Annotated in this window: 19 protein-coding genes; 11 read left to right on the top strand and 8 right to left on the bottom strand. The window is 44.4% G+C overall.

Translation table 11 applies throughout. From position 1 onward, the window contains the following. The first annotated feature begins 10 nt into the window (after positions 1-10). From JK628_RS14695 to JK628_RS14675, 5 genes are all read left to right on the top strand, one after another. Positions 11-1,246: an efflux RND transporter periplasmic adaptor subunit gene (locus JK628_RS14695; RefSeq protein WP_202285370.1), complete on the top strand. Its 1,236-nt coding sequence runs from the start codon at positions 11-13 to the stop codon at positions 1,244-1,246. 9 nt (positions 1,247-1,255) lie between these two features. Continuing rightward, positions 1,256-4,408, top strand: coding sequence for an efflux RND transporter permease subunit (locus tag JK628_RS14690; RefSeq protein WP_202285369.1), 3,153 nt, complete (start codon positions 1,256-1,258; stop codon positions 4,406-4,408). A 44-nt stretch (positions 4,409-4,452) separates the two neighbouring features. Further along, positions 4,453-5,100 carry a HupE/UreJ family protein gene (locus JK628_RS14685; RefSeq protein ID WP_443020012.1) on the top strand — a complete coding sequence of 216 codons (648 nt, stop codon included), beginning with the start codon at positions 4,453-4,455 and terminating at the stop codon, positions 5,098-5,100. Positions 5,101-5,120: 20 nt separating this feature from the next. Then, the gene (locus tag JK628_RS14680) at positions 5,121-5,636 is read left to right on the top strand and encodes a hypothetical protein (protein WP_202285367.1); all 516 of its coding nucleotides are present in this window, start codon (positions 5,121-5,123) and stop codon (positions 5,634-5,636) included. Between the two features lie 200 nt (positions 5,637-5,836). Next, positions 5,837-6,196, top strand: coding sequence for a DUF6488 family protein (locus JK628_RS14675; protein WP_202285366.1), 360 nt, complete (start codon positions 5,837-5,839; stop codon positions 6,194-6,196). A 125-nt stretch (positions 6,197-6,321) separates the two neighbouring features. On the opposite strand, the gene JK628_RS14670 is transcribed toward JK628_RS14675, so the two are convergent. After that, positions 6,322-7,584, bottom strand: a complete 1,263-nt coding sequence (locus tag JK628_RS14670) for a valine--pyruvate transaminase (protein WP_202285365.1) — start codon at positions 7,582-7,584, stop codon at positions 6,322-6,324. A gap of 614 nt (positions 7,585-8,198) precedes the next feature. Between JK628_RS14670 and JK628_RS14665 the strand changes: the two genes are divergently transcribed. After that, positions 8,199-9,668, top strand: a complete 1,470-nt coding sequence (locus tag JK628_RS14665; protein WP_202285364.1) for a DUF885 domain-containing protein — start codon at positions 8,199-8,201, stop codon at positions 9,666-9,668. 21 nt (positions 9,669-9,689) lie between these two features. On the opposite strand, the gene JK628_RS14660 is transcribed toward JK628_RS14665, so the two are convergent. Genes JK628_RS14660 through JK628_RS14650 form a run of 3 tightly spaced genes read right to left on the bottom strand, consistent with a single transcriptional unit; the run spans position 9,690 to position 12,286 of the window. Next, positions 9,690-11,081 carry a HAMP domain-containing sensor histidine kinase gene (locus JK628_RS14660; protein ID WP_202285363.1) on the bottom strand — a complete coding sequence of 464 codons (1,392 nt, stop codon included), beginning with the start codon at positions 11,079-11,081 and terminating at the stop codon, positions 9,690-9,692. Next, positions 11,017-11,700, bottom strand: coding sequence for a winged helix-turn-helix domain-containing protein (locus JK628_RS14655; protein WP_202285362.1), 684 nt, complete (start codon positions 11,698-11,700; stop codon positions 11,017-11,019). Before JK628_RS14655 ends, JK628_RS14660 begins: the two co-directional genes overlap by 65 nt. A gap of 46 nt (positions 11,701-11,746) precedes the next feature. Next, the gene (locus tag JK628_RS14650) at positions 11,747-12,286 is read right to left on the bottom strand and encodes a PepSY domain-containing protein (protein ID WP_202285361.1); all 540 of its coding nucleotides are present in this window, start codon (positions 12,284-12,286) and stop codon (positions 11,747-11,749) included. A gap of 282 nt (positions 12,287-12,568) precedes the next feature. Between JK628_RS14650 and JK628_RS14645 the strand changes: the two genes are divergently transcribed. The 3 genes from JK628_RS14645 (at position 12,569) to JK628_RS14635 (ending at position 18,386) form a co-directional block, all read left to right on the top strand. After that, positions 12,569-13,714, top strand: a complete 1,146-nt coding sequence (locus JK628_RS14645; RefSeq protein WP_202285360.1) for an exonuclease SbcCD subunit D — start codon at positions 12,569-12,571, stop codon at positions 13,712-13,714. Then, entirely contained in the window at positions 13,711-16,767 is a 3,057-nt protein-coding gene (locus tag JK628_RS14640) for an AAA family ATPase (protein WP_202285359.1), read from the top strand. Before JK628_RS14645 ends, JK628_RS14640 begins: the two co-directional genes overlap by 4 nt. 332 nt (positions 16,768-17,099) lie before the next feature. Continuing rightward, positions 17,100-18,386 (top strand): peptidoglycan DD-metalloendopeptidase family protein, encoded by a 1,287-nt coding sequence (locus JK628_RS14635; protein WP_443019969.1) that lies wholly within the window; start codon positions 17,100-17,102, stop codon positions 18,384-18,386. A gap of 100 nt (positions 18,387-18,486) precedes the next feature. On the opposite strand, the gene JK628_RS14630 is transcribed toward JK628_RS14635, so the two are convergent. The 3 genes from JK628_RS14630 to JK628_RS14620 all read right to left on the bottom strand — a co-directional run bounded on the left by JK628_RS14630 (position 18,487) and on the right by JK628_RS14620 (position 20,026). Beyond that, positions 18,487-18,903, bottom strand: coding sequence for a hypothetical protein (locus JK628_RS14630; protein ID WP_202285358.1), 417 nt, complete (start codon positions 18,901-18,903; stop codon positions 18,487-18,489). Positions 18,904-18,971: 68 nt separating this feature from the next. Continuing rightward, the gene (locus tag JK628_RS14625; RefSeq protein ID WP_202285357.1) at positions 18,972-19,478 is read right to left on the bottom strand and encodes a M48 metallopeptidase family protein; all 507 of its coding nucleotides are present in this window, start codon (positions 19,476-19,478) and stop codon (positions 18,972-18,974) included. Between the two features lie 104 nt (positions 19,479-19,582). Beyond that, positions 19,583-20,026: a DUF3010 family protein gene (locus JK628_RS14620; protein ID WP_202285356.1), complete on the bottom strand. Its 444-nt coding sequence runs from the start codon at positions 20,024-20,026 to the stop codon at positions 19,583-19,585. Positions 20,027-20,240: 214 nt separating this feature from the next. Between JK628_RS14620 and JK628_RS14615 the strand changes: the two genes are divergently transcribed. After that, positions 20,241-20,717, top strand: a complete 477-nt coding sequence (locus tag JK628_RS14615) for a YHS domain-containing (seleno)protein (RefSeq protein WP_202285355.1) — start codon at positions 20,241-20,243, stop codon at positions 20,715-20,717. 79 nt (positions 20,718-20,796) lie between these two features. On the opposite strand, the gene JK628_RS14610 is transcribed toward JK628_RS14615, so the two are convergent. Continuing rightward, complete coding sequence (locus tag JK628_RS14610; RefSeq protein ID WP_202285354.1) at positions 20,797-22,137, bottom strand: DEAD/DEAH box helicase; 1,341 nt, start codon at positions 22,135-22,137, stop codon at positions 20,797-20,799. 250 nt (positions 22,138-22,387) lie between these two features. On the opposite strand from JK628_RS14610, the gene rssA reads away from it, so the two are divergent. Beyond that, entirely contained in the window at positions 22,388-23,359 is a 972-nt protein-coding gene (gene rssA / locus JK628_RS14605) for a patatin-like phospholipase RssA (RefSeq protein WP_202285353.1), read from the top strand. The last annotated feature ends 19 nt before the right edge of the window (positions 23,360-23,378 follow it).

The following is a 23,378-nucleotide window of genomic DNA, read 5'->3' as shown; positions in this document are numbered from 1 at the left end:
CGAGAAGATTATGAAATTAAAACCAATAGTTAAGGCCATTTTGTTGGCGCATTTAGCGGCAGGCAGTTTAGCAACACATAGCGTGATAGCTCAGAGTGCAGAGCAGGTGAGCCAACAAGTTGAAGAGAAAGGTCCCAATAACGGCCGCTTACTAAAAGAGCAAGATTTAACCGTTGAACTGGCTATTTTTGAAGATGGCATGCCACCTGAGTTCCGCGTGTTTGCGACCACCAGCGGCTCGCCAATTGCGCCTGAAGATATTGATATCAACGTCAAGCTCACTCGTCTGGGTGATGGAATTGATGATATTAATTTTTATGCCGAAAATGACTACCTTCGTGGTGACATGGAGATCTACGAGCCGCACTCATTCGCCGTCACGGTAACGGCTAAATATAACGGAAAATCTTACCAGTGGGACTACGACAATTTTGAAGGCCGTACTCTGATTAACTCCTTGATAGCCGACAAAATGCAGATCATCACCGAAAATGTCGAGTCTCAGCAGTTCAATGAAACGTTAGCTGTTTTTGGGACGATGACGCTAGCGCCTAACGCGGTGACCCATGTCAGCGCTCGCTTTGCCGGAGAGGTAAAGGAGCTCAACGTCAAGCTTGGACAAAAGGTCAAAAAAGGCCAAGTTTTGATGACTATCGAGAGCAATGAAAGCCTGCAGCCTTATACCCTTTTCGCGCCAATAGATGGCCAAGTGACCAAACAAAATGTCACTCAGGGCCAACAAGCTAATGCGCAAACTCTGCTGACCATTAGTGATACCAGCAAGTTAGTCGCTGAGCTGAGTGTCTTCCCGCTTGATGTACAAAAAGTGCAAGTCGGCGCCAAAGTATCGCTCAATATTACTGGGCTAGATGCGCCGATAGTCGCTTATATCACTGACTCACTTTTTGAATTGAATAGCGACCAAGCCAAGGTGTTTCGCGCTGAAGTCGACAACCGCCAAGGGCTGCTAAATGCAGGGCAATTTTTCAAAGCTGAAATAGCGCTCGACAGTTACCAAGTGCCGCTGGCGGTTAAAGCTGATGGGCTGCAGAGCTTTCGCGATTTTACCGTGGTGTACGCCAAGATTGGCGAGCAGTACGAAGTGCGAATGCTAGAGCTTGGGCGCAAAGCGGGACCTTGGGTAGAAGTGTTAAGCGGGATCCCTTTGGGGACAGAATATGTCGCGCTTAATAGCTACCTCATTAAAGCCGATATCGAAAAATCGGGTGCGTCACACGATCACTAGGGGTCCAATATGTTGGAATCGATCTTAAAATTTTCTATAGAGCGCAGCAAGCTCATCATGGTTATGGTGTTAGCCGTCGCTGCGTTAGGCATTTGGAATTTCACCAAATTGCCCATTGATGCGGTGCCAGACATCACTAACGTACAAGTGGTGATTAACACTGATGCACCAGGATATACGCCGCTTGAAATTGAGCAACGGGTGACCTTTCCATTGGAAACCGCCTTAGCGGGTGTGCCCAATTTGGTGAATACCCGCTCAGTATCTCGCTATGGCTTATCCCAAGTGGTTGCCATATTCAGTGATGATACCGATGTGTATTTCGCCCGTCAGCTCATTAGTGAGCGTGTTGGCGCAGCAAAGGCTGATCTGCCATTAGGGTTAGAGCCGCAGCTGGGGCCTATCTCGAGTGGTCTTGGCGAAATTTTCATGTTTACCGTCGATGTTGAGGAGGGGGGCAAAGATGAGAACGGCAATAAGATCACCCCGACCGATCTTCGTACCGTACATGACTGGATCATTCGGCCGCAATTGATGCAAGTTGAGGGCGTGGTTGAGGTTAACCCTATTGGCGGCTTCAAGCGTGAAATCTTAGTTGCTATCGAACCAGAAAAGCTACTGGCTCATGGGATCACTCAGCAAGATGTGATCACCGCAATCGGTGAGCACAACCAAAACAAAGGTGCCGGCTTTATTGAGAAGAATGGCGCTCAGTGGCTCGTGCGTATTCCGGGGCAAGTGGCAGATCTGACAAAATTTGCCAGCATTCCACTCGCAACGGACACAGAGCAAGTGTTGACCGTGGGCGACGTAGCAACAATCCAAGAAGGTAAGGAGCTTCGCAGCGGCGCAGCTACTCAAAATGGCCGCGAAGTGGTCATGAGTACCGTGTTCATGCTAATTGGTGAGAACAGCCAAAAAGTGGCGCGCGATGTCGGTAAAAAGCTAGCTGAAATCAATAGCACTTTGCCGCAAGGCATCGTCGCCACCGCAGTATATGACCGCACTAAGCTGGTGGACAAAACCCTCAACACGGTAAAAATGAACTTGGTTGAAGGTGCCGTTTTGGTCACGGTTATTTTGTTCTTAATGTTAGGCAACATGCGCGCGGCACTGTTAACCGCAGCCGTGATCCCGTTTGCGATGTTAATGACAGTGACAGGCATGGTGCAAACCCGTGTAAGTGCAAACTTAATGAGCTTAGGTGCGCTGGATTTTGGTCTGCTCGTCGATGGCGCGATCATTATTGTCGAAAACTGTATGCGCCGTTTAAGTCACGCAGCAAAGGATAGAACGCTGCCGTTAACTGAGCGGCTTAACTTGGTATTTGAAGCCACCCGCGAGGTTATTCGCCCAGCGATGTTTGGCGTATTCATCATTACCGCGGTTTATCTGCCCATCTTTGCGCTCGAAGGCGTTGAAGGCAAGATGTTCCACCCAATGGCGATTACCGTTGTTATTGCACTTATTAGCGCAATGCTGCTGTCAGTCACATTTGTGCCTGCGGCAATTGCATTGCTATTTAAAGGCCCGGTAGTCGAACGTGAAAACATCTTTATTAACACCAGTTTGTCGCTGTATCGCCCTGCACTGACATTTGCGCTTAAGGCACGTTGGTTAGTGGTCGTTGCTGCAACCATGTTAATGGCGTCGGCTGGTTTTATGACCACCAAAATGGGCAGTGAATTTGTGCCTAACTTGGATGAAGGCGATATTGCCATGCATGCACTACGCATACCGGGTACCTCGCTTAGTCAATCAATTGCGATGCAAAAAGCGCTTGAGGAGCGGATCCAAACCTTGCCTGAAGTCGAGCGTATTTTCGCCAAAGTGGGCACCGCAGACGTTGCCACAGATGCGGTGCCGCCAAGCGTTGCTGATAACTTCATTATCATTAAACCACGCGATGAATGGCCAAACCCGAGTAAAACCAAGATAGAACTGGTGGCTGAAATCGAAGCGTTAGTTACGCCTGTGCCGGGTAACCGCTATGAATTTTTACAGCCAATTCAAATGCGCTTTAACGAACTCTTAGCCGGTGTGCGCTCAGAGTTGGCAATTAAAGTGTTTGGTGATGATTTTGAAACCTTAGCCAGCCTAGGTGCTGAAATTGAAGCCGCCATTAGCGATGTAGACGGCGTGGCAGATATTCAAGTTGAGCAAATTAAAGGCTTACCGATTTTAACCATACAGCCAAAAGACGACAGACTGGCGGCATATTCAATAACTAAAGCAGAGCTACAGCGCCAGGTTGGCGTAGCAATAGGAGGTGAAACAGCAGGGAAATTCTACGAAGGTGATAGACGATTCGACATCGTGGTGCGCTTGCCCGAAAGTCAGCGTAGCGATGTGGACAATCTGCATCAACTGCCGATCCAAACCGCGAATAATGGCTTTGTGCCCTTGCAGGAGCTGGCTGAGATAAAACTCGTTGCTGGCGCTAACCAAGTCAATCGTGAAAACGGTAAACGCAGAGTGGTGGTGAGTGCTAACGTTCGTGGTCGCGATCTGGGTAGCTTTGTTGCAGACATCCAGTCCTCTATCGAGGCGCGGGTTGAACTGCCAGCAGGTTACTGGTTGGAGTATGGCGGGACCTACCAAAAGCTGCAATCTGCAACCGAGAGGCTCAGTATTGTCGTGCCAGTAACCCTAGTGCTGATCATTGGCCTACTACTGTTAGCGTTAGGCTCGTTGAAAGACTCAATGATTATCTTCTCCTGTGTACCTTTGGCATTAACAGGTGGGGTGTTTGCGTTAATGCTACGGGGCATACCGTTCTCAATATCGGCGGCGGTGGGCTTTATCGCACTGTCGGGGATCGCAATCCTTAATGGCTTAGTCATGGTGTCGTTCATTCGTGATCTGCGTAAAGACAATAAGTTCAGCCTCGATGGTGCCATCATTGCCGGTGCACTTACGCGTCTGCGCGCAATTATTACCACGGCATTGGTGGCGTCATTAGGCTTTGTGCCGATGGCACTTAATACCGGGATTGGTGCAGAAGTACAACGGCCACTGGCCACGGTGGTCATTGGCGGAATAATTTCGTCAACGCTGCTGACGCTATTTGTTCTCCCTGCTTTATATCGCATATTCCACGCTAAGGCGGCGAATAAAGCGGGTCCAACTCAACAATTAATAGAAGAGAAAACGAAATGCTAGGTAGATTTAAGCTCACGCATTTGCTGTATCCATTATTGATGTTAATGGCATTGGTTTCCGTAGAAGCCTTTGCCCATGGCGTTGATGATAGTACGCGCAATTTTTTACAAAGTAACACCGGGGTGCAGATCCTGCCATTTATGTATATCGGCGCTAAGCACATGGTTACCGGATACGACCACTTACTGTTTTTAGTCGGAGTCTTATTCTTCCTACGTCGCAGTAAGGACGTGTTGCTGTACGTCAGCATGTTCACCGTTGGCCACAGTTTAACGCTGATGTCGGGTGTACTGGGTGGCATACAGGTTAATGCTTATCTTATCGATGCAATCATTGGTTTGTCGGTGGTCTATAAGGGCTTTGATAACTTAGGCGGCTTTAAAAAGGTGTTCGGGGTACAACCTAACCCTAAGGCCGCAGTATTGATTTTTGGCCTGTTTCACGGCTTTGGTTTAGCCACCAAAATTCAGGAGTTTCACCTGCCGTCTGACGGCTTGGTCGCTAACTTAATTGCCTTTAATGTTGGTGTTGAACTTGGCCAGTTTATGGCACTGATGTTCATCCTACTGGGGATCAACTACTGGCGTAGGCACAATAGCTTTCACAAGTTTGCTCGGGTCACCAACATTGCACTTATGAGTGCTGGATTTATGCTAGTTGGCATGCAGCTGACTGGATACTTTATTAACTAATGAAAAAGAGAAATATTTTTATGAGCTCAACAGAAAACAATGGTTCGCTGACTAAAGCGACTTTAGGTTCGTCAATTGTTGCCGGCATCGTATTAGTGCTGTTTATCTTGCCAGCTGAGTACAACATCGATCCAACGGGTGTGGGGAAGGCGTTAGGGCTGACCGTGTTTAACGAGCAAGGTGAGGTGACTCAAGGGGCTCAGCAAAGCGGCGATAGTGCCAATCAATCTGTGGTACTCACCGTGCCTGCAGGTAAGGGCATTGAGTACAAACTGTCGATGAACAAGTTTGAAAAAGTCACTTATGAATGGCAAACCGATGGCGGCGATCTTTATGTTGACTTGCACGGTGAGCCAGCAGGTGATACCACGGGCTATTTTGAGAGTTACACCATCGGCACATTGCCTGAGATGAAAGGCAGCTTTACCGTCCCGTTCGACGGCTCACACGGTTGGTACTGGAAGAACAACACGGACAAAAGTATCAAAATTCAACTCAGCTTTAGCGGTGAATATATCGTTGAAGGTTTGAAATAAGTTGTAATACGGCAAGCATGTATAAAAACCTGTCGCAATAAGCGTTTGTAAACAGGCCTAATAAGTTGCTGTTGTCACAAACGCTTTTAAAGAGCGACTTAGTCTTAGGGTTCTCATTAATGGTGATTTGCAATAATCAGTCACCGCTATGAAACCGAGTTTTTAAGTCGCTACATTGAATCATTTATCTAGGAACACCCATGAAAAAACTATCAATCATCATCTGCGCCGCTCTCGTATCTCTGTCTTCGCAAGCTTTTGCTCACGGTGACGGCCATAGTGTCATGGAAGCTGACGCGGCCGTAAAATTAGCACAAACCTCAGCAAAAATGCTGTCCTTTAAAGATCATGGCATGTCAGTTGGCAAAATCGATGACAGCTGGAGTCAAGTTGCCAAATCTGAGTTTGTGCTTTCTGAGCAAGCAAAAGATGGATTTATCATCAAGGGTTATAACGCCAAAATCGGCCAAACATTGTATTTCACTATTGATAAAAGTGGCCAAGTGAAAACTGTAGAAGAAAGTAAAAAGTTTAATAAAAGCCATGGACATGCGCATTAAGTCATAGGCTTTTATTTAAGATAAACACGCGTAAGTTATAGGGATTTAACTTACGCGATAGTGCAAATAGTGCCGATTTTACCGATGGTTACTAACTATATAAGTTTGCTATTAATATCTGTAGATTAAGCTTGCGCGTAAGCCTTAATCACCTCTTCAGCGATTATCGCAATACCTGCGCGCATTTTGCTTTCATCTTGGACATAGTTCATCCGTAAACATTGCTGAGCGTGATCCCACTTTCCTTTAGGCTGGTCTTTCTGCCCAAAGAAGAAATACTCACCAGGGACAATCAATACTCCGCGGGATTTTAGTCGATTATAGAGCTCCATGGTGGTGATGGGCAGCTCATCGAACCAGAGCCAGAGGAACATGGCGCCTTCAGGTTTATGAATTTTGAATCGGCTATCAGTGATGGATTGTTGCAGTAACGACAACGCAAACTCTGATTTTTGTTTATAAAAAGGTTTTATTACCGATTCGCTTAAGCGTAATAGATCGCCTGATTCAATCATGTGCTTGGCAATAGCAGGGCCGAAACCGCCAGGGGCTAAACTGATGATGCCATTAAGATTGGTCAGCGCCTGAGTGATCTCTTCATTAGCGATGACAATGCCGCAGCGAACACCTGGTAAGCCCAATTTAGATAAACTCATGCACAATATGGTGTTGCTGTTCCAAAAGGGAGTGACCTCTTCAAAAATAATATTAGGAAAAGGTGTGCCATAGGCATTATCGATGATAAGAGGGATGCCCTTTTCACGGGCTAATTTATCTAACTTGGCCACTTCGCTGTCAGTCAGCACATTGCCGGTAGGGTTTGTTGGTCTGGAGACACATATTGCTGCCACTGAGTCATCTACTTGTAGCTGTTCAAAGTCAACATGATACTTAAATAAGCGGTTATCGAGCATCTCGATTTCAGGGCGATAGGAGACAAAAATATCATCATCAAGACCCGCATCATTATAGCCGATATATTCAGGTGCTAATGGTAGTAAAATTCTCTTATGGCTGCCGTCAACTTGCTTACCTGCAAGCAGATTAAACAGATAGAAAAAAGCGCTCTGGCTACCATTGGTCAAGCTGATATTTTTCTCGCTGATCTCCCAACCATAGGTTTCTCGTAACAAGTTAGCTAAGGCTTTTAAGAAGGTATCTTTACCCTGAGGACCATCATAATTACCTAGTGCAGCAACCAGTTCACCGTTTACTAGCATGTCGCTTGCTGCTTGGTGAAAGTAATCTTGCATCGCAGGAATAGTGGCTGGGTTGCCACCCCCCAACATAATGGCGCCTGGTGTACGCAGCCCTTCATTGAGGTCATTCATCAACTGATTAATGCCGGAGTTACGATTAAATTTCTCACCAAACTTTGAATACTGCATGACAGCTACACCTGAAGATACCGAAAGGACTTAAAAGAGTGCCTGTAGTAACAATATTTAGCGGCAAACGCACTGATTATTTAATTTATTAGTGACTAATTTGGAATACGTCATGTTTTGTGAGAAAAATTGCAATTTTTTTGTTCAGTTACTCAGGGTTCGAGTTAGGTCAAAGTGAATGATGTACCCAAAGAATGATGGCTGAATTCTGTCCTAGAAGCATGCGCAGAGACTAAAACGCGGCGCTGACTTTAGATGTCGAATTATGCCCATAGACTTAGGCTTTTATTCGGCTTGCAGTATAACGAAAGAGCTCGGTGTCATGGTTAGTGTTTAGAGAGATATCGTTCAGTTTTAGTCTGAAATGAAAGATTGCTATTTTCTGGATATAAGGATGGTTTTAGCTAGCATATCCCTTTAATTAACCCCTTACATTTCTCGTTAAAGTAACCGCTAGTTTTCGTCATATAGAGTGCTATTGTTTATAGGCATTATGTGCTTTATTAAGTGGCAATATTAAGCAAAGGTATCATCGTTTTTTTGAAATTTGACCTGTAAAACAGGTGAGCTTCTACAGCATTAATATCCGCAGGTTTGTCATTCAAGGAGTGAGTATGAAAGTAAAAGGATCTTTGGCAGGTTTTATGGTTGCACTTATGATGTTTTGTTGCAATGTGCATGGCCAGCAACTTATTGCCGATAGTGGCTTTGCTGCGCAAGCGCTTAGAAGTTGTAATACTGATTTACGTCATCTTAATCAGGTGATTGGTTGGCAAGTTAAGTGGCCTAGACAGTGGCAGAACACAGTGGTCGCGGGACCTGAAGCCGCAAAAGAGGCCATTATAAGTTGGTCGCAAGCCCCCGCAGCAATCACATTAGCGATCGAGACGTTACGATTAGGTATTAGCTCTAAAGAAACTGCTCCGCATGCGGTAGTTGTTCGTGTGCAACAACAAATTCACGACCTGTTGTCTGATCTCACCATGACAAATTCTAAGTACACTTTCAATTCTCCCACTCATAATAATGCGGCACTGTGGAACACTCTGATCAGCAACAGTATCGTTCCTTCAGTGTCAGATTTTAATCAATTTCTTAAAAAAGAGTATCTTCCAGTAGCAAGCAGTGATCCGAGTCTATCCAAAGTCAACAATGAGGCTGGCTGTTTTTTGTCGGCGGTATCATGGTGGACGACTTTGAATCTTTCCCAAAAAGAGATCGAAGATGTGGGTCAACGATTACTCAGTGAATCTCGCCATCAACTACTTGCGACAGGCCAAAAGGGCGATACGTTCAAGAGCATGCTTAAAGCTCTGCGTATATCCACTGAAGATAACAACACTAGCGTCAATGAGATAGTATCTGTTTCTGAGATGGCTTTAACGCGGGCACAAAGTAAAACCCAATTGTCATTTTCAAAGCAAATAACGCAGAAATTGATTGTGAGTGAAATGCCCAAGTACCTGCAAGATTCTGCACCTGCAGGTTATTACGCTAAAGCTCAGGAAAACTCACCAGCCAAGTACATCATAAATACATCACGGCCAAATGAGCGACGTCTGATGGCAGAGGTGATCGCTTTTCATGAAGGAATACCAGGGCATCACCTATGGGTAGCATATCCACGAGAGATTCCATCGAAGGGATATAATGCCGGAATTCTTGAGGGGTGGGCACTCTATGGGGAGTATCTGGCTGATGAAATGAACCTTTACTCCTCAACGTATGCTCGTCAAGGCATGATTGCCAAGCACCTTTGGGCGGCTAGTCGTCTTATTGTTGAACCTGGACTGCAATTGCGTGGCTGGTCGAGGGTGGATGCAATAAATTTCATGATGGACAATACGGTTATGTCACGTCAGGAGATTGAAATCGAAGTGGACCGTTATATTGCGATGCCGGGTCAATCGCTGAGCTATATGCTGGGGGCGGATATGATTCTATCTGAACGAAAGCGAGCTCGAGAACTTTTAGGTGATGATTTTAATATTGCTGCATTTCATGATGTAATTTTGGAAGCCGGAGTCCGCCCACTGTCTGAAGTTCGTGACGATATACGATTATGGGTTCAATTGGTTAAGTGATGCTTTCATCTGTTACCTTTTTTAGTCTACAAATTCAACGTTGACGATTAATCCAGGCTTATTATCCAGTAACTCTATTTTTCCGTTATGCAGTTGTATTATGGCTTTTACTAAGGTCAGGCCTAAGCCAAAACCAGCCACACTGCGGCTTTTTTCAATGCGATATAAGCGCTGAAAAACTTTTTGCTTTTCGATATCAGAAATACCAGGACCATTATCGCTGACAGTAAAACCGCGGTGGGTTAGCTGAACGCTGATTTGTGCACTTTTTCCGGCGTACTTACTGGCGTTTTCTAGTAGATTATATATGGCTCGGAACAATAGTGTTGCATCACCTTGAATAGATAAGGGCTCAGCGCTTGCTATATTAACAACTTGTTGTTTCTCTTCTGCAATTGGCTCAATTAAATCCACAGCATCCACAATGATTTGCTTTAAATTAACTGTTTTAAAGTATTGGCTGTTGCTCTCTTTTTGTTGCTGAAGCCTAGTTAACTCTAGCATTGCACTAAAGGTGAATAGTATCTCGTCGAGCTTATCTAGCATAGGTTGTAGCTGTTCAGTGGGCAGGTTCAGTTGCCGTTTACTTAATATCTCCGATTCAATTTGTTGCCTTAAATGGCTCATTGGCGTACGTAAATCATGAGCAATCGCATCAGTAATCCCGGAAATTGTTTCAAAAGAGTGCTGCAGTTGACTGAGCATGGTATTGATATGTAACGCCATATGATCATATTCATCATTTTGTTCAGATATAGCGACACGTGCGCTCAATTGGCCTGACTCAACCTGTAATGCGACTTGATTAAAGCTGTTAATGCGTTTTAATACGCGCATTGAAAAAACCAATCCGGTTATTATGCCGAGCAATACGGCCAGTAATAATGCAACGGCTGAAGCACTAATAAACTGTCCTTTAAGTTCATATAATGATTCATCGTCGACAGCGATAATGAGTGCTCCAGAGGCCATAGACTGAGAACAACCGGAAACCAGTCTGAGCTCATCAAATTGGTCTAACCAAATCGGGAAACGAGATAAGCTTGGGCATTGCGATAAAGTTGTTGGGATTTCGCTAAGTCTACCAATAAGCTCTTTCTTTGTTTGATAACTCAGAATGTATTGACGTGAACTTTGAGCCTGCAGTTCAAATTGTTCAAGAAACTGCTCAGTACTTAGTTGCTCAGCAAGTAATGTTTGCTGAGCAATAATATTGGCTATTTGTAACCCTTGCTGACGGTTCATTTGACCAATGCTTAATTGATACAAGACTATCAATAAGATAGACACTACTGATAATAACAAACCAGTATACAAACGAGTTAAACGCCACACCGAGTGGGCAGTTTTAACGCTGCTCCACCATTCTGTAACCGACGCCACGTACTGTTTCAAGTAAGGGGGTAAGACCATCAAATTCTACCTTTTTACGCAATCTTGCCATATGAACATCAATAACATTCGTTTGTGGATCAAATTGATAGTCCCAAACTGCTTCAAACAATAACGAGCGAGATACCACTTGTCCGTTATGCTCCATCAAATAACGCAACAGCTTAAACTCTTTTGGTTGCAGGGATATTTCAGTTGGGCCTCGGAACACCCGATGAGAAAGCAGATCCATTTTAAGGTCGGCAACGTGTAAAACGCTGGTTATCTTTTCGCTATGGGTACCTTTGCGCTGAATTAAAATCTCTATACGTACTAGTAGCTCAGAAAGTGCAAAAGGTTTAATGAGATAATCATCACCGCCTTCACGCAGTCCTTTTACACGTTCAGAGACGCTATCTAAGGCACTTAAAATCAGTACGGGTGTTTGTTTTCCCGCGTTTCTTAACGTCGATAATACCGTTAGGCCATCTAATTTAGGTAGCATCCGGTCAAGCACTATTAATTGGTAGTCGCCCTCAAGCGCTAAGAATAATCCATCTTGGCCATTATCGGCTAGATCAATCTCATAGCCCTGTTCTTGAAGGGCTTTTTGTAAGTATTGACGAGTAGTCTGGTTATCTTCAATAACAAGAATTCGCAAAAAATTTCCCTAGGGGAGTGCTACTCCCCCATAAATGTTGACTGAGTTAGCGCTTCATTACCGGAATGGCTTTGCCAGTGGTTACATCTACAATGACACGTGTAAGGCCTTGCTCGCCCATCAGTTTAAACTTGTAGAATGTAATGCCTTTTTTATTCTCTAATTCAAACTCAAAAACATCAGCACTATATTTTAGCTGTAATTGGGCAATGGTAGCGCCTAAGTTAAATTTTGATGCTTGTAACTCCTGTAACGCTAACAGGTCATCATCATCTAATCGGCTTAAGCTATTTTTGGTTTTATGTTTTAACACCGTGCCATCAGCAAGGCTTAATTCAATGTCATGCTTCTCTTTTGTTTCAAGATTGATAGCTTCAATATCATAGGTTGCTTGATTATCATGATCATCAATTTCAAATTCGACAATGTGCTTAGCGTAATCTGTAGTTACCTTTTCAATCGCCTGCTCTAAGGTGTAATTAGCGCGTTGTAATGCGAGTGCAGATAGTGCGTCGTCTTCTTGGCCTGCGAGTGCTGATAGTGATGTGAAGGCCAGTGCTGCACAGATTAATTTAGACCATTTCATTTTGTTATCCTAGTGGGTTGTTGGTTGACAAATGAATTGTACGTGCCATCCCTTGCACCAACGTGGATGAATCATTACAAAAAGTTAATCCCAAAACTAGGTTATTAATCTAGTTATCACTGTGATCTGTCAAATGGGCTTAACTCAAAAAAGATTAACACATCTTGGACGGCCAAAGTGAGTGTTACACGGGTTATCATGCTTGTGAAACCGTGATAGTTTTCTTACTATAGCTAAATCAAAAAACAGGTTCACCATCTCCCTCATTTTAATCGAGAATGCATGAAATTTATCCATACTTCTGACTGGCATATTGGCAGGCAGCTTCATAATCAGAGTCTGCTCGACGACCAGCGCTCAGTATTAAATCAGATTGTCGAACTGGCAGTTAAGCATGATGTCGATGCGGTAATCGTTGCTGGCGATATCTACGACAGATCTATTCCGCCCGCCAATGCGGTAGCGCTGTTAGATGAAGTGGTAAATCGCTTAGTTAATGAACTCAATATTGCGCTGATCATGATAGCGGGTAACCATGATGGTCATGAACGTCTGGGCTTTGCCTCAAGACAGATGATAGATAGTGGCTTGCACATAGTCGGTCCACTCACAAAAACACTCACGCCGATTGAGCTCAAAGGTAAGCAGGGCAATGCGGTGTTTTATGGTCTGCCTTATGCCGATCCCGCAACGGTGCGTCATGTGTTTGACTGTGAGGTCAGTACTCATGAGCAGGCGATGGTTAAACTGCTTGAACAGGTGCATGAACACGACAGTAAAGGTTTACCCAAAGTGGTGCTCAGCCATTGTTTTCTTGATGGCGGTAGTGAATCTGAATCAGAGCGTCCATTGAGTATTGGCGGTGCCGATAAGGTGTCACCAGCATTGTTTACCCCTTTTAACTATGTAGCCTTAGGTCATTTGCATGGGCCGCAATATAAAGGCGCGCAACATGTGCGTTATTCGGGTTCCATGCTCAAATATTCGTTCAGCGAGCAGCACCAAAAGAAGTCTGTCACCTTGGTTGAGTTTGATGACGATGGCAAAGCGCAATTCGAGTTGCTGCCATTAACCACTAAAAGAGATGTACGTATTGTCGAAGGTGAGCTAGCCAAATTGCTGGAGATCGGTAAAACCGATCTAAATCGAGACGATTACCTGATGGTGAGATTGAGCGATAAAAACGCCATTTTAGATGCCATGGGTAAGCTGAGAAGTGTATATCCTAATGTGCTGCACTTAGAGCGTACTGGATTGATGAGCGAGAAGGGCAAGGTTGAACTAAGCCGAGATCATATCAAAAAGGGTGAGATGGATATGTTCAGCGATTTCTTTGCTCAAGTCTCAGGTGACTCAATGACGCAGGCGCAGCACCAAGCGATGAGCACTGCGATTGACGAGTTGCATAAAGCGGAGTGCACCTCATGAGACCACTTACCCTAGAGATGTCTGCCTTCGGTCCATTTGCATCAACTCAAGTTACCGATTTTTCAGCATTAGGCTCTAACCCTCTATTTTTAATCAATGGAGCGACAGGCGCCGGTAAGACCACCTTACTCGATGCTATCTGTTTTGCTTTATATGGCAAAACCACCGGTGATGAGCGTGAAGGCAGCCAGATGCGCTGCGATAACGCTGATGATGGTTTATTGACTGAAGTGACCTTTAGTTTTGAACTCGGTGAAGACCAATACCGTATTCGCCGCGTTCCGGAGCAGCAACGCGCTAAGAAGAGTGGCGATGGCTACACAGTACAAAAGCCAGAAGCACAGCTTTATAAGATTGATATCGAGGGGGCTGAACACCTTTTGGTGCCGAGTAAAGTCTCAGAAGCCACGGCTGAAATTGAGCAACTAACCGGTCTAGATGCCGACCAGTTTCGTCAGGTGATGGTGCTGCCCCAAGGCAAGTTCCGTGAGCTGTTAATGGCGGACTCAAAAGACAGAGAGAAAATATTTAGTCAGTTGTTTCAGACGCAAATTTACCGAAAAATTGAAGACAAGTTAAAGTATCAAGCACAAGCGATTAGAGGCGCAGTGCGCGATCACCGTCATAAACGAGAGGGTATCTTACATAATATTGAACTTGAGTCAGGTGAAGCGCTAAACGTTGAACTTACCGAGTGTTCACCTAAGTTAACTCAAGCCGTTGAGAGTAAAGATAAGGCGAGTCTTGCCTTAATTAATGTCAGCAAGCAGTTTGAGTCTGCCAAGTTACTGGCCAATGATTTCGATGCTCTGGATAAATTGAACCAGTCAGCTGCAGTGTTAGATGAGAAAAAGCAGGCGATTGAGCAAGACAGAACAAGACTCGAAAGTGGTCAAAAGGCGCAGCAACTAAAACCAGTATTAGATGTTTCATTAACACGTGAAACAGAGGTTATTCAAGCTCAAGCTAGCCTGACCCGAATTAAATCTGTTAAGCAGAGCAGTGAGCAGGCACTAGCCTTAAGCCAAACCAAGTATGACTCATTGGCTGAGTTGGACTTGAAACTGCAGAAAGCACAGGTTGATGAGCAGAGTCTAACTCTGTTAGAGCCGCAACTTCTGGGGTTAGATAGCTTGCAAAAATCGTTCACTCAGGCAAGGAGTGAGCGTGATCAAGCTAAAGAGAAGGGCATTAATCAGAAGGCCGCATTAGATGCATTAATTACAGAAAAAAATGTAGCAGAGCAACTCATCCCTCAGTTAGAACAAGTTGCTAGTGGGCAGGTTAATGTTCAGCAAGCCCTGACGGCACAAGGTGACTTGATTGAACGCTACCAGAAATGGCAAGTTGCTAATCGTCATGCTGAAAATACCAATCAAGCACTGAAACAGGCTGAAGCGAAAGGTAAGCAACTTCGATTAGATGCCCAAGCTAAGGGGGAAGCTTATGATCAACAACAGTTGATCTGGCATCGTGGCCAAGCAAGTATTTTGGCGCAAAAGCTCAATCCTGGAGAACCTTGTCCGGTATGTGGCAGCGATGTACACCCTAAGCCAGCCTTTAGTGAGCAGGTGCTGCCGACGGAGGAGGAATTAGAGTCAAGCAAGCAGGTCTGTGAAGCAGCCAAAGATGCATTGAATCAAGCGATAGCTGATTATAAAGGGCTAAAAGCTCAACTTCAGGAGCAGACGAAGCTCAAAGATGAATATCAACAAAAACTTGGTGAATGGGCTGCTCACTCTCTAGAGTCGCTACAATCCCAGCTTCATCAACTAGAGTTGCAAGTGAACCAAGCTAACTCTGCAGCACAAGATTTAGCTCTTCTAAGACAGCAGATACAAGCTTGGCAATCAAAGGAGAGGGAATTACAAACGGGGCTGGATGCTGAACGTGAGCGATTTCAAGAGCTGCAAAATCATGCATCTAGCCTTAAAGGGCAGTCAGAGCAGGCCTCTGCGGCTATTCCAGAGCAATATCGCAGCATAGATGCGCTTAACAGTGCGATTAACCAAGCTCAGAGTCATCTAACAGATTTACAGCAAACGATAAACACCATACGTCAGTCTCATACGCAAGCCCTAGAGCTAGATGCTGCACAGTCTGCGGCTTTAGCGGGAGCTCAGTCGAATTTAACTCAGGCAAGGGAGCAAAGTGATAAGGTCCAAGCCGAGCTTAATGCTGAGTTAGATAAGTCAGGATTCAGTGATAAGCAGGCATTAACTCAGGCGCTGTTATCTACTGAAGCGCTTAAAGATTTAGCTGATGAGATTGCTACGTATCAACAGGATTGTATTGCTAATCAGACCAGGCTTACTCAAATCAGCGATAAGTTGGACGGGCAAGTTAAACCTCTGTTAGCCGATGCTGAGGCGCGCGTGGCAACGAGTCAGACTGAGCAGCGTGAAGCTGAACATAGCTGGCAGGTGTTACAGAGCAGGGTGAATCAGCTCACACAGACTCAGAAGTTGCTCCAAGAAGCCGATAAACAAGCCAAAAAGCTCGAAGATGAGTATGCCATCATTGGCACATTGTCCGAGGTGGCGAATGGCCAGACGGGCAACAAGGTCAGCCTACAGCGTTTTGTGTTAAGTGTGTTGCTTGATGATGTGTTGCTTGAGGCCAGTGAGCGATTACAGCTGATGAGCAAAGGGCGCTATCGTTTAATTCGTAAGGAAGAGCGAGCCAAAGGCAATAAAGCCTCGGGACTGGAGCTTGAAGTGGAAGATGCTTACACCTCAAAAGTACGCCCTGTAGCAACGCTCAGTGGTGGTGAAAGCTTTATGGCGGCACTGTCGATGGCACTCGGTTTATCGGATGTTGTGCAAGCTTATGCGGGTGGCATTAAGCTCGATACTCTATTTATTGATGAAGGCTTTGGCAGTTTAGATCAAGACTCTCTAGATTTAGCCATAAGAACTTTGATGGATCTGCAGTCATCTGGACGCATGATCGGTGTTATCTCTCATGTGTCGGAAATGAAAGAGCAAATAGGGACTCGAATAGACATTAATAAGAGTGCTATGGGCAGCGAGATCTCAATCGTATTGCCATAAACATTTAGCGAGTGCGTTAATTTGACGTACGTATGTTTAAATACTAACGGCTTGAGCAGGTTGCTTAAGCCGTTTTTGTTAATGTGCCTATACCAGTTTTACGCTAGAAATGAGGCGAATTAGCGCCATAATGGGATGTCCTGCATTGTAGATTTCACTCTGTTTAACCTCGAACACGATCAAACTTGCTTTTCCATGCAACAAAATTGCGATTTTGTGCGTTTAAAGAGTTTTTATAGCGGCGATTATTTGGTATAAATTGGCGTTAGCCTTCAAATATAGGGGGCATTTGGCGTGAATGAAATAAATAATAATTCAAGGTTGGACTTAGGTTGCAGTCAGGTAAATTTTCTTTTTTTAAAATGTCGATTATTCGTTTCGCAGCTTTGCCTTCTCTGCATCGAAAAATCTTAATGGGTTCAGTGTTGTTGTTTGGTGGCGCATTTTTACTACCACAAAATCAACAGTTGTTATCGCAGCGCATTCCAGTGGAATTGGATATAGAAGCGTTGATCTCACAATCTTCATCCGCGTCAGTGAGTCATGTTCTGATAGAGAGTCCTAGGTTTGAAAAAGTGATTGTTACAGGTGACACCTTGAGTGGTTTATTCGAGCAAGGTAGTGTCGATCAGCAAACCATGTATCGCGTGTTAGAAGCAGATTTAAACGTGTTGGCACTGGATACTCTGCAGCCAGGTAACCAGATCCAGTTTTGGCTCGATGAGGCTGGTGAACTTGAAAAGTTAACACTCTATTTTAGTGCCGCAAGACAAGTGACCTATAGCCGATTTGACGATGGTTCTTTTAATGTCGATGAGATTAACATCGAAGGTATATGGCGTAACCGCAGCGTTGTCGGCGAGATTAATGGCTCGTTTTACCTTTCGGCGAAGAAAATGGGTCTTAATGCGGCAGAGATCCAAGGGATTGAATCGTTATTGAAAGAGAAACTTAATTTTGCGCGTGACCTTCGTGCAGGGGACAAGTTTTCAGTACTGATGAACGATCAATTTATTGATGGTGTAGCGACGGGCAGTAGTAACATTTTGGGGGTTACTATTGATCGCGGTCGTAGCAGCATTAATGCCTACCAGTTTAGTGATGGGAATTTTTACGATGAAAAGGGCAGAAGCTTAGCGAGAGCCTTTCAGCGGATCCCTCTGACACGAAACTACCGCATTAGTTCTAGCTTTAACCCTAATCGTCATCACCCGGTGACGGGGCGTACATCACCGCATAACGGCACTGATTTTGCGACACCTATCGGCACTAAGATTATAGCGCCAGGTGATGGTATTGTATCTTTGGTTACCGATCACCGATTTGCTGGTAAATACGTGGTAATAGAACATGGTAACAAGTACCGTACTCGCTATTTGCACCTATCTAAATCGCTGGTTCATAAAGGCCAGCGGGTATCACGAGGTCAAGTGATTGCATTGTCGGGTAATACAGGACGTATAACAGGCCCGCATTTACACTATGAGTTCCACATTAATGGCCGAGCGGTTAACCCGATGAAAGCAAAAATTCCGATGGCGAGCCAATTATCTAAAAAAGAGATGGGCGCTTTTGAGCAATTAGTTAAAGTGCGTAAAATGATGATGGGCGAGGTCTAAAGTTAGGCTTAGCGCTTGAACCAAGATGAATTTTGCTCGGTAAGCTAACACCAATAAAGCCATCAATTGATGGCTTTTTACTTTTAATGACGACAGGCATTTAAAGTGCCTGTAATCGCTGTTGTTGCTTAAGGGCACATAGACATGTTTTGCCTCTGAGCGCAGGGCAGCTCTTACAAGGGCTGGCCTTAAATGGACGATGCAATATCTGAGTACGGTTTAGGCTTAATTTGTCTATTAGTCTGAGTGATGTAAATGCGCCATTGTCGTTAGCACTATGCAGCTTGGTATAGGCAATAGTTGGTTGTTTTACCGTATTGATGTTGCTGGCTAGTTTCGCTTGGTATTTAAGGATTTTAAGTTGGTACTTTTCAATTTTAGCTAATCGCTTTCTGATGGAGACCTTGTGCTTAATGCTGTCCATTGTCGTTAAAGACAGATAGAAACCAAGCTTACGCTGCGATTTAGCAAGCTTATGCTGGTACTTTTGCTGTTGACTACACTGCTTTTCACTCATAACAACTCAAGATTAAAATCAAGTGTTAGTATTGTAAATGAAAATCGTTATCAATTAAAGCGTGTAAGCTATCGGTAGGGGTTTTGCTCTGCGTCGATTAAGGTGAGTAGCACTCTTAACTCGAACTCTAACTGGTGATAGTCACCATCCATGTGGTTGCATAACTGGTAGAAGGCTTTGTTATGATCTTTCTCTTTCAGGTGTGCCAGCTCATGCACCACCACCATTCTCAGTAACCCTTCAGGGACCTTTTTCAGGCGAGAAGATATTCTGATCTCATTTTTGGCTTTTATCTTGGCACCTTGTTTACGAGCAACATAAGAATGTAAGCCTAGCGCTTGGTGTTTAAGCGAGATTTTGTCGTCGAAGATGACCTTCGATAACGGCTGAGATTTGCGTAAATATTGGTTTTTGATAGCGATGGTATATTCATACAACGCTTTATCTGTTGTTACAGAGTGGATTACAGGGTGTCTTTTAAGTAGAAACTCACCTAATTTACCTTGAGATAATAGGGTCTGTACTTGCTGTAGTATTTCGGCTTGATAGCCACTGAGGTAGGGTAAATTTGGCATAATTAATAGCAGGGTTAACCTAGGAACGACAGCTTAACAGCTGTTTCTCTTTGCGCATTTAAGCGACAAGACTACGTTCCTAGTGCGGTGCCCTTAACGACTGATTAGTCTTCTTCTCTTTTGAAGATACTCTCGTTATGAGATGCATACGCTGCGTCAAAAGCATTACGTTGAAAACGTTTTAGATCTAGCCCTTCAAAGTCAACTTGTGGCGGATTACGTTTCAATTGCGCTTTAATCGTCACAGGTGAGATAAGCGTCACTGGAAGTCCAATCACTTGAATGGCAGCTTCAAGTTTAAAGCTAGTGACGCTGCCAGCGCCTTTACCCTTTTGTTCGCGCTCTATGATCACGACTTCATCGACACGGTAATCTTCTAAAAGCTTACTAAAGGCAAAGTGAAAATCGCGAATGGTCTCGGTTTGTGCTGAGTTTGAAATAGCGAATGATTTCTGACGGCAATCAGGCACATTGTAGGTTTCACCTTCATAACTTAATAAACTGATGATGGCTTCGCCACCTTTTAACTCTACGCCGCAAACTCTCATGATAAACCTTAGAAATAACAATATTGCGCATATTGTAGCGCTATTTCTCTCACTGGTCAGTGTTTAGCGTTAGCAATTAGCAATAAATTTCCTATTGTTGTACGACATTCACTCAAAATTAATCTGAATTGAGCGTTAATGAAATACACACAGAGGTAATTCGGTCATATAGGTGAGATACAGTAGCTCCCTTGAGGGAAAAGAGGACATTGCAATGAAGCTAAGGTTTAGACATGCAGGTTTTAGCAGCACAATTTTGAAGTGGACGGCACTATTATTGAGTGTTGTCTTAGTAGGCTGCACTAGTTTGGCTGGAGAACCGACTTATCAAGATAAAGGTGTAGCTGTGAATGGCTACGATATAGTGGCTTACTTTACCGAGCAACAACCCGTTAAAGGCAAGGCTGAGTATAGTAGTCAGTATAACGATGTACAGTGGCTGTTTAGCAGTGAGCTAAATCAAACAATATTTGAGCGAGATCCGCAATACTACGTACCACAATATGGTGGCTACTGCGCTTACGGTATGTCTAAAGGGTTTGTGGTGGATACCGAGCCGAGTGCATTTACTATCTTAAATAATAAACTGTATTTAAATTATAGTCTTGGGGTAAGGGAAACCTGGCTTAAAGATACTGCGGTTTATATAGAGCGAGCGGATAAAAATTGGAGTAAGAAAATAGCTAAGTAATTTGTAGCTACTAATTAAAAAAACGCTGCGATAGATAACTACCACAGCGTTTCAGAAACAGCCTTAGCTCTGGTTATTTTTAATCTTCAGGCGTATCTTGCAGCTTAGATTTAGGCTTTTTAAGCATAGGTGCGTCACCGACATCAATGCCTGTGGCAAAGCGTCTATCGCGGTTAGCAGATGCCTTAGCTGCGGTTCTTTTCTTGGCTGTTACGGCTTTTTTCTTCGCTGTAGGTTTTGCTTTAGCCTTTTTGGCGAGTTTTGGTTTTAAACCCGCGAACTTACCTTTTAAGCCTTCAAGCTCACTGAAGGAAAATTTCTTGTTCAGGAAGGTTTGTACCTGGGTAAAGTTAACCCAATCTTTAGGGCCTACCAGCGAAACAGCATCACCTTTAGCACCTGCACGGCCGGTGCGACCAATACGGTGTACATATTCTTCAGCAAATTTAGGCATATCAAAGTTGATAACCAAAGATACGTTGAGTAGATCTAGACCACGAGAGGCGACATCTGTGGTCACCAATATTTGCTGTAAACCACGGCTAAACTCATCCATGATTTGGTTACGTGCATTTTGCTTCAGCTCACCACTCAGAGATGCGGTTTTAAAGCCTTCATCAGCGAGCTTTTTAGCTAGGCGATCGGTATCGACTCTGGTGGCGGTAAAGATGATGATCTGCTTTTGCTGCTCATCTTTTAAAATACGCGATAGTAATGCCTCTTTATGATCAAGGTGATCACATAGGAATATACGTTGGGTAATATCTTTGTGTTCTAAATTACCCGCACCAATAGCGACATGCTCTGGTGTTTTAAGCAACTCTGCAGCAATTTCATTGACATCGCCATGATCAAGCGTGGCAGAAAACATCAATGTTTGACGACGCTTATGATCGGCTGCTTGGTTAATTTGCTTCAGTTGATCGGCAAAGCCTAAATCCAACATACGATCGGCTTCATCAAGTATGAGCAACTCAAGCCCGTTAAGGTGTATATGATGTTGCTTTAAATGGTCGGCTAAACGGCCGGGCGTTGCCACAACAAAATGTGGGTCACGGGCGAGAGCCTTGGCTTGGTCGTTAAAGTTTTCGCCGCCTAGAATTTTGGTGGCTTTATATTGGGTGTTAGCAACCAGTAATCGCAGCTGACTATAAACTTGAGTCGCAAGCTCGCGAGTGGGTAGCAAAATAACCACACGTGGATCGCGCTTACTCAATGCTCTACACGAAATCATCCTTTGCATTGCAGGTAATAAGAACGCCAAGGTTTTACCTGAACCTGTTTTAGATGATGCCATTAAGTCTTTGCCAGCAAGGGCAATAGGTATGGCTTGTTCCTGGATCTCTGTTGGGGTGTCTATACCCATGTGCTTTAAGGTTTGTAAAAGACGTTGATCCAGTGAAAAATCGGTGAATTGCAAAGGTGAACTCCTAAAATAATCTGACCGAGTATTATAGCCTAGATAGGTAGAGGAGAGCTATGATTAGCCATTAAGTTTATCTTAAATAGACTGCTAGTAAGGGTCGATATAGATAAATAGCACGATAGTATTCACTTAATTAGATTAAATCAGTTTAAATTAAGCGGCTGTAATGGAGTAATATTGGTCTGTAATATGGAAAAACAACAAACCAACCGTAAATCTTCATTGATTGCAGGAGTCAACGCGCGTGTCGGATAATAATTCAGTTCAAATTGGACTCGCTTTAGGAAGTGGTGCAGCTAAAGGCTGGGCGCATATTGGGGTGCTCAATGGGCTGGCGAAAATGGGTGTTTATCCCGATAAAATTGCTGGCTGCTCTATCGGCGCAGTTGTAGGAGCTGCCTATGCTAACGATCATCTCGGAGAGTTAGAGGCATGGGTTAGAAGTTTTAGTAGTTGGGATGTTCTCGGGCTGATGGATCTTAGCTGGCGTAAAGGCGGGCTCATTGGTGGTGAAAAGGTTTTTGATGTATTGCAAAAACGCATGGGTGACATGCAGATTGAGCAGCTGAAAAAACCATTTACGGCGGTTGCTACGGACCTATATTCTGGCCAAGAGATTTGGTTTACCGAAGGCGATTTGCGTCATGCAGTGCGCGCATCATGTTCCATGCCTGGTATTTTGCCCCCCGTAAAAGTGGGCGAACGCTGGCTGGTGGATGGCGCAGTAGTGAACCCCGTACCTGTATCAGTAAGCAGAGCAATGGGTGTCGATATCGTTATTGCGGTTGATCTACATGGAATTCGTCGCGGTCATCTGCAAGTATTGCCAGTCAATATGAAAAGTAATAAGCCAACCAACCAGGAGGTCGCAGAAGCTGAGAAGCATCAAGAGCTGGGCTTTACCGATCTGCTCGCGCGCGGAAGAGATTACATCGCTGGCCTAACGGATAAATTTTCACCGAACAACAAAATCGGCGACCACATCAACCCCAACCCCGGTATGCTTGCGGTGATGTCACAATCGATGGAGATATTAGAGCAACGTCATAAGCGCGCAAGGCTAATGGGTGACCCGCCTGATATTTGTATCGTGCCTGACTTAGGTGATATCGGTACCATGGAGTTTCACCGTGCGGAAGAGGCTATTGCAGCAGGTGAGGCGGCAGTCGAGCAAGTTGCCCACCTTATTGAAGCAGCACTGGCATCATATCGCTAAATAACGAGAACAAGTTAAT

Origin of the sequence: Shewanella sp. KX20019, from assembly GCF_016757755.1 — a bacterium.
Classification (GTDB): Bacteria; Pseudomonadota; Gammaproteobacteria; order Enterobacterales; family Shewanellaceae; genus Shewanella.
Note: the sequence above shows the minus strand (reverse complement) of the source record. Positions and strands in the feature narration are given on the sequence as shown.